The 14,460-nt window shown below is 25.7% G+C and carries 15 protein-coding genes and 3 pseudogenes; 7 read left to right on the forward strand and 11 right to left on the reverse strand.

The features are described from left to right. Positions 1 to 52 precede the first annotated feature (52 nt). The 5 genes from AYWB_RS03600 to AYWB_RS00955 all read right to left on the reverse strand — a co-directional run bounded on the left by AYWB_RS03600 (position 53) and on the right by AYWB_RS00955 (position 2,550). Positions 53 to 187, reverse strand: coding sequence for an SVM family protein (locus tag AYWB_RS03600; protein WP_083755007.1), 135 nt, complete (start codon positions 185 to 187; stop codon positions 53 to 55). A 90-nt stretch (positions 188 to 277) separates the two neighbouring features. Beyond that, entirely contained in the window at positions 278 to 580 is a 303-nt protein-coding gene (locus AYWB_RS00940) for an SVM family protein (RefSeq protein WP_011412484.1), read from the reverse strand. Between the two features lie 139 nt (positions 581 to 719). Then, a complete protein-coding gene (locus AYWB_RS00945; RefSeq protein ID WP_011412485.1) occupies positions 720 to 1,529 on the reverse strand; it encodes an SVM family protein in 810 nt (269 codons plus the stop codon). Positions 1,530 to 1,555: 26 nt separating this feature from the next. Further along, positions 1,556 to 1,819 (reverse strand): hypothetical protein, encoded by a 264-nt coding sequence (locus AYWB_RS04205; protein WP_011412486.1) that lies wholly within the window; start codon positions 1,817 to 1,819, stop codon positions 1,556 to 1,558. A 431-nt stretch (positions 1,820 to 2,250) separates the two neighbouring features. Further along, complete coding sequence (locus AYWB_RS00955) at positions 2,251 to 2,550, reverse strand: hypothetical protein (RefSeq protein ID WP_011412487.1); 300 nt, start codon at positions 2,548 to 2,550, stop codon at positions 2,251 to 2,253. A gap of 285 nt (positions 2,551 to 2,835) precedes the next feature. Here AYWB_RS00955 and AYWB_RS03875 point away from each other — a divergent pair. The 7 genes and pseudogenes from AYWB_RS03875 to AYWB_RS01005 all read left to right on the forward strand — a co-directional run bounded on the left by AYWB_RS03875 (position 2,836) and on the right by AYWB_RS01005 (position 8,426). Further along, positions 2,836 to 3,436: pseudogene (locus AYWB_RS03875) on the forward strand (sigma-70 family RNA polymerase sigma factor). 223 nt (positions 3,437 to 3,659) lie between these two features. Next, a pseudogene (locus tag AYWB_RS04025) lies at positions 3,660 to 4,506 on the forward strand (DNA adenine methylase). 33 nt (positions 4,507 to 4,539) lie between these two features. Then, positions 4,540 to 4,876 (forward strand): annotated as a pseudogene (locus AYWB_RS00980) (single-stranded DNA-binding protein). Between the two features lie 182 nt (positions 4,877 to 5,058). Next, complete coding sequence (locus AYWB_RS00985; RefSeq protein WP_011412492.1) at positions 5,059 to 5,349, forward strand: HU family DNA-binding protein; 291 nt, start codon at positions 5,059 to 5,061, stop codon at positions 5,347 to 5,349. A gap of 313 nt (positions 5,350 to 5,662) precedes the next feature. After that, positions 5,663 to 6,271, forward strand: a complete 609-nt coding sequence (locus AYWB_RS00995; RefSeq protein WP_011412494.1) for a hypothetical protein — start codon at positions 5,663 to 5,665, stop codon at positions 6,269 to 6,271. 238 nt (positions 6,272 to 6,509) lie between these two features. Then, the gene (locus tag AYWB_RS03880) at positions 6,510 to 7,523 is read left to right on the forward strand and encodes an AAA family ATPase (protein ID WP_011412495.1); all 1,014 of its coding nucleotides are present in this window, start codon (positions 6,510 to 6,512) and stop codon (positions 7,521 to 7,523) included. A gap of 69 nt (positions 7,524 to 7,592) precedes the next feature. Further along, the gene (locus AYWB_RS01005; RefSeq protein ID WP_011412496.1) at positions 7,593 to 8,426 is read left to right on the forward strand and encodes a hypothetical protein; all 834 of its coding nucleotides are present in this window, start codon (positions 7,593 to 7,595) and stop codon (positions 8,424 to 8,426) included. Positions 8,427 to 8,722: 296 nt separating this feature from the next. On the opposite strand, the gene AYWB_RS01010 is transcribed toward AYWB_RS01005, so the two are convergent. From AYWB_RS01010 to AYWB_RS01030, 6 genes are all read right to left on the reverse strand, one after another. After that, positions 8,723 to 9,664, reverse strand: coding sequence for an IS3 family transposase (locus AYWB_RS01010; protein ID WP_011412497.1), 942 nt, complete (start codon positions 9,662 to 9,664; stop codon positions 8,723 to 8,725). Between the two features lie 746 nt (positions 9,665 to 10,410). After that, complete coding sequence (locus AYWB_RS04210; RefSeq protein WP_011412499.1) at positions 10,411 to 10,725, reverse strand: hypothetical protein; 315 nt, start codon at positions 10,723 to 10,725, stop codon at positions 10,411 to 10,413. A gap of 177 nt (positions 10,726 to 10,902) precedes the next feature. Further along, entirely contained in the window at positions 10,903 to 11,049 is a 147-nt protein-coding gene (locus tag AYWB_RS04215) for a DUF2963 domain-containing protein (protein ID WP_238374422.1), read from the reverse strand. A gap of 175 nt (positions 11,050 to 11,224) precedes the next feature. After that, a complete protein-coding gene (locus AYWB_RS04380; protein WP_274376784.1) occupies positions 11,225 to 11,347 on the reverse strand; it encodes a hypothetical protein in 123 nt (40 codons plus the stop codon). 254 nt (positions 11,348 to 11,601) lie between these two features. Next, on the reverse strand, positions 11,602 to 12,927 hold the full coding sequence (locus AYWB_RS01025; protein WP_011412501.1) for a toprim domain-containing protein: 1,326 nt from the start codon (positions 12,925 to 12,927) through the stop codon (positions 11,602 to 11,604). 24 nt (positions 12,928 to 12,951) lie between these two features. Continuing rightward, positions 12,952 to 14,448, reverse strand: a complete 1,497-nt coding sequence (locus AYWB_RS01030) for a replicative DNA helicase (RefSeq protein ID WP_011412502.1) — start codon at positions 14,446 to 14,448, stop codon at positions 12,952 to 12,954. Positions 14,449 to 14,460: the final 12 nt, after the last annotated feature.

Raw genomic sequence — 14,460 nt, forward strand, 5'->3', positions numbered from 1 at the left:
AAGAAAAAGACCCCGAAAGGGTCTTTGATTTGTTATTAAAAAATTTAATTTTTTAATCATTTAAAGATTTTAAAAGTGTTTTATATGTTTTCAGTTGTTCTTTTTGATTATTTATTATAAATAAAAATCCTACAAAGATTATTAAACAAAGATAAATTATTCTAAATTGGTTTTTTAATTTAATCATTAATTAAATCTCCTTTAAATTATTATTTAATGTTTTATTATAATTATTCGATTGGCCTTGGAATGTTTTGGGTTTCTTGTGTTTGGGGGTTTATTGTATGATGTCTCGCATTTGAATCTGTTGCATTATCATATATATTTCCATATTTATCTTAACTATTTCCGTTCTAACATGACATAATCTTTCAATATTTACATTATTTCTTGGTTCTTGAGATAGTACTATTTCTTGTGACTTTAATTCATTTTTTCTTTCTTCTAATCGGATCTTTTGTGTTTCTAAAGTTATTCCAGGTAAAGCATACAAATATTTAATATTAATAATAAATAATAAACTTATAAATAAAAATAAATAAATACTAATTATTTTAAATTGGTTTTTTGATTTAAACATTAATTATTAAATCTCCTTTTATTTTTTTATCACTCTTCTGAGGTTATTTCGTAGAGGAAGGATTGTTGTTTTGCGCTAAAATATATTCAATTTTTTTATTAATTAATTTTATATTATATTTATTTTTTTTGAATTTATTTTATAAAATATTACAATTACAACCAGATGTTTTGACATTATATTGTGATTCATCAAATTCATCAATTGTTTCATTTTGTATTGTTGTTTGAGAAATTCTTTCTTTATTGATTAATTTATTTAGTGTTTTTATAAATTCTTTTTTTGTCATTATTTTTTTTTCTAATAATTCATCAGCTAATGGTGATAAAAATCTTTCATATTTGTCAATAATTTGTTCAGTTTTTTCTTGAGCAAAGTTTCGAATATTTTGTTTTGTTTCTTCAATATTATTTGTTTTGGAATAATATTCTGAAAACCAATCTCTTTGTATAATATACTCAATTATATCTTGAATATCTTTTTCGTCATCATGACCTTTATATTTCAATTCTTCTATAGGCATTTTAATTCTTTTTTCTGCTTCAGGACCTCCTAAAGACACATTTAGTGAAAATAAATAACCAAATTGTGATCTATCAAAAGAAAAGTCTACGCCACCTTCTATCAATTCTTTCAAGATTACACCATCTTTTTGAATTTCTTTATTATTTACTTTTAATTCTATTGTTTTAAGATTTATAAGATCGTTGCCAGAATCTATTTGACTTAAATCATAAGCTACTAACGCATGTCCCATTTCGTGTAAGCTGCAAAATTTTTGAATACTTATAATATCTTCTTCATTTTCTTGAATTATTTCATTTTCTTCAGTTATTTCATTAACTAAATCATCCATCGCCATTACTTTATTATTAAAAATAAATAATAAACTTATAAAAGTTATTGAAAAAAGATAAATTATTTTAAATTGGTTTTTTAATTTGAACATAAATTAAATCTAAACTCCTTTTTTATTTATTCCTCATCCGAGGTGATTCCGTAGAGAGAGTTGAGGTCGGATAGGACGAATTGTTTGTCTTGTGTAAACAATCTATTTAATCCTTCAATTAAATCTTTTTTTAATCTTTCAGTACCTTGTAGTTGCTCGGTTAAAGATTTGATTTTTATTTTATCAAATTCATTTTGGGGGTTAAGTTTGCTTATTTTTGTATTATAATCATCGCATTCTTTTTGATATTTGTCTATTTGAGACTTTAAGCCATTTTCGCTATCTTTCATATTATTAATTAAATCTTGTTTTATTTTTTCAATTTCAGTTTTTTCTTGTTCAGAAAGAGTTAATATTAAAAATACATCTTTGTTTTCAGAGAAAACATAAGTTTTTATTTTTTCAAAATCTTTTTTAGTTATTTGTTTTTTGTTTAGGAGTATCTATTTTGCGTTTGGTTCTTGGTGGATGATTTGGTTTTTGCTCGTTATTTAATTCTTCATGATAATTTGATATTTGTTTTTTTCTTGTTTGGTTTTGTAAAGACCTTCAAAAAATCCAATAATAAAAAGAAATAATTAAAACGGTAATAATTAAAATAAGTGATCCAATATTTTTTAAAAAAGTTCATTATTTCATAGCCTTTCCGATAATAGTGATAATTGATATTATCTTTTAAAGAAATTAATTAATAATATTATACAACTTTATTTGATTAATATTAAAGAAAAAGTTGTTTTTTATGCTGGGATAGGTATTTTTTCTGGGATTTTGTTTTTATTTGTCTGTTTGATTTTTTTTTTTGGGCTCTTGTATAGTTAGGATTTATTTGTTTTAGTTCTTCTTTGATTGTTTTTATTTCTTCGTCAATATCGGTTCTAGTTTTATTTCTAGTTGTTCTTGTTGTAATATTTTTTGGTTGTTCATTTTTGATTTCGTCGGTTATTTGTTGTCTTTTGAGTTCTAATTCTTCGGTGATTTTAGTGTATTCGTCAATAACAGTTTGTATTTCTTGTTTCATAGATTGTTCTTCTATTTCTATATTTTTAGATTATCTTTTCAATTCTTGTGTTATATTTTCTTTATTATTACGTGTATTGTATTCTTCTAATTTCTTTTTTTAGTCTTTTTGATCGGCATCGATTTTGGCTAGTTCGCGGTCGATGTGAACTGTTCCAAAACTTTAGACACTTTTTGCTTTTTTAAAAATTCTTTAAGGCTAACTATTAAGTTAGTCTTTTTTTCTTTTTAAAGACTAAAAAATAATTTCCTATCTTTTCTAAGAATATTTTTAGAAAGGAATCAAATGTTAAGAGAAAAATTATTTAAAGATTTTTTAAAAAGTAAAAAGAATTTAGAAATGCGTAATCAATTAATCGATTTACATTTGCCCTTAGTAAAAAAACTAGTTTCTAAATTTAAATATTATCCATGCGTACTTCAAAAACAAGATTTATACCAAGAAGGGTTTTTAGGATTAATCAAAGCTCTCAATAATTACCAAGATTTAGGTTATGACTTTATCGCTTATGCGGAACCAACTATAAAATCAGAAATCAGAGAATTAATAAGAAAAAGTCATTCACCTTCCGTTCCTCAAAAAACTCATAAAACCAATAACCCTTCTTTTCAAGAAGAAAACACACACATGGCATTATCAAATCCTTAACCCTCATCAATTATGGTTAAAACAAGTAAATCATGAACTATTTTTAAAAAAACTAAAAACTAAACTAAATAAAAAGGAGTTTAACGTCATTAGATTAAATTTTGGAGTTCCTTTAGAAAATATTAATGAAACTTATCAACCGAGTTATTCCAATCAAGAAATCACCCAAATACTAAATTTAACCTTAAGACAAGTAGAAAATATTAAAAACATCGCCATCAATAAATTAAAAAAATAAAAAGACCCGAATAAGGTCTTTTTTTTATTAAGAAAGGAAATATAAATGAAGTTGAATCCTAAAATTATTTTAACTATCTTAACTTTAACCTATATTGGTTTTATTATCACTAATATTATGACTTTATCTTTTAATTTTCAATTAGGCGTTAAAGCTAATACATTTATTAGTCTTATTTCGGATATCGTTTTTTTATTTTATTTATGTATTAAAGAGAACAAAAATGCACAAATTCATTAATTGGGTTGGTTGTAAAAAGAAATTATTACCACATCTTTTACTTTTAATTCCTAAAAAATTTAAAAATTATTACGAACCCTTTTTAGGAACTGGCGCCTTATATTTATCCTTAATGCCTAAAAAAGCCGTTTTAAACGATAATGACACACAACTAATCACAATATGGAAAAGCGTTTTATACAATCTCCCAGATTTTTATAATAAAACATTAGCTTTTGAAAACTTTATTTATCAATATCCCAAATCGCAACAAAAACAACAAAAAACAGCTTTTAAAAACTTATTAAAACAATATAATTTGTTATTAACAAAAAAAGAAAAAAAGATTAACCAAAGCATCACTTTTCTTTATTTTAAGTAAATATTGTTTTCGTGGCATTTTAAGATACAAAGATAATACATCCTTATATACAACTTTTGGTTATAAGTCTAAATATAAAACTAGCCTATTAAATTTAAATAATTTATTCTCCTTACAAAAATATTTTCACAAAAATAAACATGTCTTGTTATGTACTGATTATCAAAAAATAATTGCCAACGCCAAGAAAGATGATTTTGTATTTATCGATCCACCTTATTACAACGGTAAAAACATCACTATATCATTTTTTTACAAAGGAGTTTTTGGTTTTACTGAACAAGTGAAATTATTCAACTGTCTCGAAAAAGCTGATAAAAGAGGAGTTAAATGGTTATACACCAATTATGATACTCCCGAAATTAGAGCATTATTTAAAAATTATTACTTCCAAAGTATCAAATCTAGTACTAGCCATAATTTGACAAACAAAAACAATAATCATGAAATCATTATTACCAATTATTAAAAAAATAAAAAATAAGAAAAGAGTAATAAAATTATGTTAAACAACGTTCAATTAATCGGTCGAATTACACATGACTTCGAAAAACAATACATTAACAGCAATAACGAACAAATTCCAAAAATAGATTTTCAATTAGCTGTTAACCAAACCAAAGACAAAGTTCAATATATTCCATGTGTAGTTTTTTAGAACCCAAGCTGAAAATTTTCATAAATACTTACATAAAGGATCGAAAATTTATCTCGAAGGAACATTATCCATCCAAAAATATACCAACAACGAAGGTCAAAAGAAAACAAATACAAAAGTGATCGCACATAAAGTCATCTTTTTAGATAATAAATCTCAAACTGATAATTTACCATTTTAAAATAAAAGAACATTGATATTAAACATCTTAACTTTTCAAAAGAAAACCAGAAAGGAGAATAAAAAATAATATGAGTGACGCCATGACTGAAATCGCTCGCGGTACTTACTTCAAAGACCGCAGCAAATTAAAACCTAAAACTAAAAAAAATAATAAACCAAACAAAAAGAAGAAACTTAAAAATGACTAAAAAAGAATTAATTAAAAAAATAGCTGAGGTAAATAAAACCTCAATTTCAAAAACAGAAGAATTTTACCATTCATTCGAACATACCCTAATAGAATCCATTACTTCCAACGAAGAAGTAATTTTATCCTCTAAAATAGGTAAATTCATCTTAAAAACTCGTAAAGCCTACACTGGTAGAAATCCCCAAACAGGCAAAAAACTCAAAATCCCTGCGAAAACCGTTGTCTCTTTCAAATTATCTAAAACCATTAAAGATAAAGTAAAAGATTTAACATTAGAATAAACCAATATCAACCAACAAAGGAGAAATTAAATATGAATAAAATCATTAAGAAAAAAACAAAACCCCAATACTCACGAAACAAACCAAAACCAAGAAATAAAAACAATGACTAACCCCAAACAAGAAAATATAACTATTATCCCAATAAAAAAACGCAATTTATTAAAAAAAATAGCTTACATAACGATCATTTTACATTTTATTTTACAAGTCATTATTATTTACTATGATAATAAAATTCACTGTTTAACAACAGGAATTAATAATTCTCTTGAATTGATTAAATTTCTCATCCCAGGAGGAACTAAATAATATGAATAAAAACATAAAAAACAAAAATAAAATATTAACTATTATCACAATTATTATCGCTATCTTTTTCACTACCGCATCCATTTTCGCTTTAACTAATTACTTTTCTAAACAAAGAAAAGAAAAAATTCAATTAATGAACAATCTTCCTTTTTTCACTATTGAACGAACAGGCGGCAATAATGAAGATAAAACCCTTTTACCAATTCCCATTCCAAACTTAAACGAACAAAAATATAATCACTTAATTACGATCGAACACGAAGCGACACTAAACTCCAACGGAATGGATATTAATGTTCCTTTATATTTGAAAATATCAACTAAATATGATACACTTCAAACTTTTACCAATCCTGAAAAATATTTAAATATTGGTTTAAAAGTGGATAATAATGATTACGATGATACTAAACGCCCACAAATAATCTTAGACTCAAACAGCTTAGGAAAACTTAACATCCAAATTAGCATTGAACAAAAAGAAATCATTACTAATAAAAATCCTCAATTAGAATTAATTGTAGATTATGAATTAGTCGATTTCCAAGGAAAAGCTTATGGCAGCGGCAGTCAAACAATCGAAAATAAAATCTCTAATTTAGCATAATAAAACATCAAAAGACCAATTAATTATTGGTCTTTTTTTATTGAGAAAGGAACTAAGATGACTATCAAAAACAAATCAAATAAAAATTCAACTAATTTAATCATAATCATCATAACATCTATGGTCTTATTTTTTAAGTACTTATGTTTGGATTCATCATCAAACTTTAACAGAAACCGAAAGAAACCTCGAAACCCAACAACATAAATTAGAAATCCAAAATAAAAATCTCCAAGAAATGAAAGACAAACTACAACAAAACAAAGATATAATCCAAAACCAAATTACCAATACAAATAAAGAATCACAAGAAGAAACAAACACTAATTTACAACAATTAAATAATCAAGAAGAATCATTATTTACTCCTTCTAACAACCAAAAATTCCCTTCTTTCAACCAATTAATCGGTTTCAAAGAAGAAAAACAAGCCGTAGAAGGTTTTATTGATTACCTCAACAATAAAGAAAACTACACCAATATTGGTGAGGTTGATTCGCCCTTAGGCATTTTAATGTATGGAATTCCAGGAACTGGGAAAACAACCTTAGCCAGAACCTTAGCCAAAGAAACTAATCTCCCTTTCTTTGAAGTAAGTAGTTCTATCTTTTCTCAAAAATATAAAGGAATTGCACCTCAACTAGTAAAAGATTTATTTATGACAGTTCGTGAAGAAGCTCAAAAAGGAAAAGGAGCTATTATTTTCTTAGATGAATGTGAAACCGTCTTTACTGATTTAAGTGGGTTAGAAGCTGGTTCAGAAATCGCCAATGTGGTAAACCAATTCAAAACCGAAATGACATCATTTGAAAATGACCCTGAACATCCTATCTTTATCATTGGCGCTACAAACCATATCGCCCAAATCGATGAAGCTATCAAATCAAGATTCACTTATAACATCGAAGTTAAACCAGGCAATAAAGAAGAAAGAAAAGCCTTTTTAGAATTCTTAATCAACAAACGTAAAAACCCTTACAGTGAAGAAGCGAAAAAATATTTATACAATATTATCAATGAATCCTTAGAAAGGTTACCAGTTAACCACCAATTTAAAAAAGCCAATCGTACTCTAGAAAACCTCTTAAAAACAACAGTAGCAACCTTCGCTAAAAACCGAGGACAAGGCGAAACACGAAGAAACGAAATCAATCAAGAAGACTTAAAACAGGCTTACAAAATGATAATCTCACAAGATGACACCATTTTAAACACTATCGAACAAGAAATTAAAGTGAAAGGAGGTAAATAATTATGAAAACACCTTTAGACTTAATTAACACTTATCTAACCTTTAAATCTTATTTCACTTGGTTTTTTAATGGCTTCCACCATCTTTGGTATCGTCCTTTTCTTTAAAAGAAAACTTTCCACCAACCAAACAACATACAAAAACCATACATGGAAAGGCTATTTAACTTATTTTTTAATTATTATTGGTATTTTAAGTTTCATTTACTTATGTTTCTTTCATAAACCAAAAGAACCATCTAGTAAATACGCAGGCCAATTAGTCCAAGAAATTGATAAAGCCATTGATAAGTACGATGAATTCATCAACAATTACCAAGGACTAAAAGATAATTGGGAACAAGAATTAACCAAAGTAGAGGTCGAATTAAAAACACTCTATGAAGAACAAAAAATAACCCAAGAACAAAAAGAAAAAATCAAAGAATTAATAAACCAAACAGAAACAAAGATTAACGAAATCAAAACTCAAAAACAAGAAACTGAAAATAACATTAATGCCTTAAAAGAACAATTAAAACAAAAAGAAGAAGCATTAGCCAACAAAGAAAAAGAAATAAAACTAACAGAAAAACAAATCGCGGAATCCAATGATTTAACTGAAAAACAAAAATTACGCACTAAATTAGATATCCTTTATGATGAAAAGATAGCATTAGTTAAACAAATCACTGAAATAAAAAGTCAAATAGGATTATTAGAAATTAAAATAAAACATCTAAACGAAATACTCCAGCGCGCCGAAAAAGAAAAAAATAGATTACAAAAAAATTATGATACGTTTAATGATAATGAAAAATATTTATTCAACCAAATAAAATCCGTCGAACAACGCCGTGATGAAATCCGAAACAACATCGAACAAGTGCGCTGTTTCTTTTTTTTAGACAATGTTTGTATCTAAAATTATTCTTTAAAACTTAAAATTAAGTGATAATTTCCTATCTTTTCAAACTAACAAAGTATTTTCATTAGACGAAAAAAATGTCTAATATTTTTTTTATAATTTGCTAGTTTCAAAAGATATTTTTGCTAATATTTTATCTCTTCACTATATATTTAGGTAAAAAAAGTTAAAAACTCATATACAAAATAAAAAGAAAATACATTTTCTTATTAATAATATCATTTGATTGAAAAAAAGGCGCAATAAAGATACCTTTTTTAAAAGGTTTAATTAAAAAGATATTTGTAAATAATTTATATTAAGTTTTGAGAATATTGAGAAGGAGATGAATAGTTTAATTTAGCTAAAAGCCATTTTTTATTCCAAAAATAAGGAAATTGGTTAATGATAGTTTTTATTTTTGTCATTGGTTTTTGGAATAAAAAAGGATGACGATTTTCTAGAATACTTTTCATTTGGCCGAAAAGATTCTCAATAACCGCGTTATCAAGTGGAGTTGCTTTACGAGACATGCTGATTAAAAATCCTTTTTTGTTTAAAGTTTGTTGGACTTTTTGTGATTGATAAACTGTACCTTGGTCAGAGTGGATAATACAAGGATTTTTTAGTTTAGGAATTTTTTTGATAGTGTTTAAAATTAAATCCTTATTTTGTTGCTTAGAAACATGAGAAGCGACTATTTTATTATTAAAAGAGTCGATAATACAAGAAAAATATAAAAATCCTTGGGGAGTTTTAAAATAAGTGATGTCGGTAAAAAGTTTTTGCATTGGCGCAGCGCTTTTAAAATCTTGATTAATTAAATTAGGGACTATGTTTAAATTATCCTTTAAAGAACGATAATGATATTTATTTTTTTGGATTCTAAGACGACAACAAATGTCGTTTGCTTTCATAATGAGATAAACTTTTTTCTTAGTGATGAATTCATTAAATATGTTTTGATATAAATGAGTAATTTTACGATGGCCAAAGAAATATTCATATGTTTGACACAAAGCTTGGATGCGTTTTTGTTGTAAAAGATATTTTGCCTTTTTTTCTTGGTGTTTTGTTTTAACTTTTAACCAATAATAATAGGTACTTCGTTTAATCTTAATTGTTTGTAAAATGGTGGTTAAATTTAAATCTTTTTGAAATTTGGCCACCAAATTAAAGATAATTCGTTTATCTAGCTTTTCTATTTTGTGAATCATTTGTTGTAATAAGTTGATTTTTTGTTTTAATTTTTTCATTTTAACACCAATTTATCTTATATTTTTTTTATATCAACCATTATAACTCTTTAAAGGTTTTTTTTAATGCTATTAAATAATTATTAATATTGTTTTTAACTAATATATTATTTATTTAAACACACAACACATACCTATAACTGGTAAGGCAGTTATTTTAAAAATTAAAGTTTATTTAATTATTAAAATAAATTAAAAAATAAAATTAATTAAAAGAAAGATTTTTTTATATCGATAAATAATAATGATAAACATGATACAACGATAATATCAAATATCGAGTATCATTATCATTATCGATATAAAATATAAAATATCACTGGTTCGATGTGTTTGTTTTTATCTAGGATGTTTGAAAAGCAATATGGTAATAAAGTGGTAATAAAAAGGTAACTTAATGGTAATAAAATGGTAATTATAAATTATTTATTTATTTTTAATTCTTTTTTATTTAAATTTGATAAATAACCAGAACGTATTTTTTTGCCCGATAACCTTGTTTGGTTTTAGTTAAGAAGAATTGAATATATTTTAAATCTTCTTGTCGATAATAGATGATATTTAAACCTTTCTTATAGTTTGTTTTAATCGGTTTATTGTATTTATCTAGTTTATTGGGGTCTAATTGGTATAATTGTAAGTTTTCTAGTTTATAAAGATTGATTTTGCCAATTAATTCTTTGATGATATTTTTAGATTCATTTTTATAATTGATTTGAAAGATATCATGATAGGTTTTAAGGGGGTTATTTTGGTTTAAGGGGGGGTAAATCTGAAAGTAATAGTTTACTATTACTAGAAGAGAAATTATCATTAATTAAGGTTATTTTTGTTTGTTTAATTTCATCCAAGATTTGAGGATCGATGAAGAGAGTTTGGTTTTTAGGGCGATAATTGGCTTCTTGATAAGTATTTTTCTTTTTAGAGTGGGTTATAATGGTCAGGTTGATTAAATCTTGTTTTAAGGTTTGTAAAAAGAGTTTAATTTGGTCTAAATCAGTGGGGTTGTTTTTGGCATTCCATCCACCGATTCTAATTCCTTGATCGAAGTTATTGTTCATATTTTTCTCCTTTTTAGTTAGTTTTTTAGTTTTTTGTTATTTTTGATATAAAAAAAGACCTTCAATTGAAGGTCAAGTTTGAATATTGAAATATTTTTTAGGTATATGTTGGATGGCATTTATTAATATTATGGATTCTTAGTCCCATAATTGGTTAGTTTAGTTACTTTACTCTTTTTATTTGTATTCCTCGATATAATTAATTGTACCGTTGAAATTGTATAGGGGTTTTTTTACTATTTTCCCGTTTTTATCGTATTCGTCAATCCAATCAATTGTTTTGCCATCTTTTAAATATGTTATTTTGGTTAAATTAATTTTCATTTTTTCAAATCTCCTTTTATTGATATAATTACATCTATTTGATAAGGATGGGATTTTGCAAGTATTAAAAGTTTTATTTTTAACTTCGATTGTTTTAATGTTGCCTAAAACATATCCTGATTCATCTTTGAAAATATTATTGTTTCTTTGAATTTCTAATCTTTTTGGAAATAATTCATTTATTAGCTAAATATTGAAAAACAGTTTGATTAAAACCATAGCAAACAATTACAACTGATGAAAAAAAGAATGGTGTTAAATGGAGATAGTGGTTTATTTGTAAATTTATTTTTTTCATATTTTCATTAACTTTTATTTTTATAAATCTATTATAACACAAATCAACTTCGGTAATCAGTTTTTTAATTAGTTTTTCAATTCTTGCATATTTTGTCTCCTTTCGATTTTATTTTGTAATTTTGTTAAATTATTTATTAATTTTGGACCTTAGTAATTGAATGTGCGTGATTCATATTACTAATTTGAATTTAAAAGGTTTTATAGGGACAAAATTTTGAGTTTGGGTTTAAATTGTTATTTTATAATAAATAATTATGTAATTATTTCAACTTTATCTTCTCCAAAAAAATAAATAGCTAAATCTACTATTTGTTTCTTTTCAGCTTCTTCATATGAGATGTATGGATCTAAAAAACATTTTTGATAAACTTCTTTCCCATATTGTCGTAATAAATCATCAACATCTTTACAAGTTTTGTCATAAGGCGGCAAAATACGTCTAATTTCATAAGGGATTTGTTGTTCTTTAAGTTGTTCACCTAAGGCTTCGTTGCGTTTTCTTCCAGTTTCATCGTTATCTAAGGCAATAATGACTTTAATTGCTTCTTTTTTTAAAATATCCATTTGAGTTTGGGAAAGTAATTGGGCAACACAAATTAACCCCACGACATTTTTGATACCGTGTTGCCAACAACTAATGACATCAAAAAAACCTTCATGAATGATGATTGTTTTAGTTTTTTTTATATACGGTAAAGCTTCAAAAAAACGATAACTGAAATGAAAAGTAGGAATTTGGCTGAAATTGTTAATAGATTGATATTTAGATTGGAAATAAGACACTTCACGAAAGTTATTTTGATAAAAATGAAATGTTTTATTATATCCATTTTCAATGGGAATAATAATAGAACCGTGAAAAGTATCGTGATAATATTTAGTTCCTTTTTGATTGGTTTTTTCTTTGATAAAACCATATTCAACTAACTTTGTGGTATCAATATTTTTCTTTTTTAAGAAATTGCTTAATCTAAAAGAAAGTGGTTTATTTAATAATGGAGCATAACCTAGTTTAAATTCTTTAATAGTTTCTAGGGTTAATTTTCTTTTTTGGGTTAAATATTCAAGACCCATTGATGATTCGTTGTTGTGGTTAGTTATTAATAAATAATGATAATAATCACGGATTTGATTGAATAATGGTGATGTTTCTTTCAAGAGTTGGTTTTTGATGAGTTGAATTTGGTGTTCGTCGATAGGATTTTGGGATTGTTTAGTTTGATATTGGTGTTGAAAGGGATTAGAAGATGTTGTAGTTATTTCTTTTTCTTGTTGAATGAGGTTGTTAAATTCTTGATTTTTCATAAAGTGACCTATTCTTTGAATGGCTTCGCTAAAGGATTTAATTTGTCTTATTTCTCTATATACATCAATAATATCGTAATCACGACCACATTTCCAACAATGAATCTGGTTATGATCATTGATATGACAACAAGTAGGATTTTGGCCTTGATGGATGGGACAAGGAAAACGATATTTGATATTGAAATTAGTTGGTAAAATTTTTAATTTTTTTAATAAAACAATCATGGGAAAATTAGTTTTAATGTGTTTAATTTTGTTTTGATGATTCATTTATTTTAACTCCTATTTTTTTGATTAATAATAAGTTTCTATTTTATAAGGTAAAACATAACCGATTTCTTGGAAAGTTTGAGTACTCATTTCAAAGTGATAAATTAAGGTTTTTTTGTTACCACTTCTATTTTTTTTGATACATACTTCAATTATTTTTTGATTTTCATTGTCATCAGATTCTAAATAGAGTTGATTTAAGGTTGAATTATAAATATTTAAAGGTTTTTCTTGGTCTTTGGCTAGTTTTGGTCTAAATTCAGACATCATTAAGACGATATCAGAATTGGTTTCAATTCCACCACTTCCTTTTAAAGCGGTTATTTCAGGGGATTTTCCTTGGTAATTGCTGTATGTATCTCTTGAAAATTGAGAGAGAATGATAATAATGATGTTTAATTCCATGGCTAATTGTTTGAGTTTAGTCATAATTTCGTCAATGGCTAGACGGTCATTTTCTAAATGATTACTAGCTTTAGTAATTTGGAGATGGTCGATAACGATGATTTCTACTTGTTTTTCTAAATAGAGTCGATAAACTAAATCAATGATATAATCAATATTTTTGCTTTTATCATAACTAAATGATAAATTGATATTAACAAAAAATTGTTTGGCTTGTTTCATCCTTTCCGTGTATTGTTGAGGTGTGATGTTTGAGTCTTCCAAATTTTTATCTAAAATAACATCTAAAGGAATTTGAGTTTGGTGAGCTAATAAACGACTTAAATTTTCCTCCATTGTCATTTCATAAGAAAATACCAAAATATGAGGATAACAAGAACTTTCTTGATGTTTTGTTTTGGCGATATCTAAAAGAAGGTTGTAGACAAAAGTTGTTTTACCTAATCCAGTATAGCCTCCAATAGTTATGATTTGGCTTTTTTTGAATCCTTTAGTGGATTGGTTGAGTCCTTTAAAAATTTCTGATAATCGGTAATATTCTTCTTGGATTTTTTGTTTTGCTTGGTTGTCGGTGGCAAAAAACTCAGTATGTAAAGAGGCCATTTGGTTTAAAGTAAAGTGTGTTTTATCATTTTTGTGGGGAATTGAAGAGATAAAATTTCTTAATTTATCAAAGATTTCTTGGTAATATAAGTTTTTAGTGTAAGGATCTTGGGTTTCAAAAGAAGGACTAATAATTTTTAAGAGTTGTTGGAACAGCTTTTCTTGGGTATAGGTGTGTTTTAAGTTATCTAAGAAATCAAGGTTATTTTCCTTACTAAAATCATTATTTAAAAAAGATAATGATTCTTTGGTAAAGTTATCTTGTTGGAAATTAGTTTGTAAATATGTTAATAACTCTTTGATTATATCAGTTTGAGATTTTATTTTATCCCAAGGATGAGTTGTTTGTTTTTCTAAAAATAAATATTTTAAAGTTGTAAATATTTTTTTATTTTGGGGATCGAGTAAAGTTTTAGGGTTTATTATTTGGCAGTAAAGGTTTAACTTTTCCCATTGGCCTTGTTCGATATAATTTATTAGTTGTTTTAACGCTTTTTGTTCGTTGGTTAACATTTTTATATTAAC

The sequence above is a fragment of the Aster yellows witches'-broom phytoplasma AYWB genome (genome assembly GCF_000012225.1).
Taxonomy (GTDB): domain Bacteria; phylum Bacillota_I; class Bacilli_A; order Acholeplasmatales; family Acholeplasmataceae; genus Phytoplasma.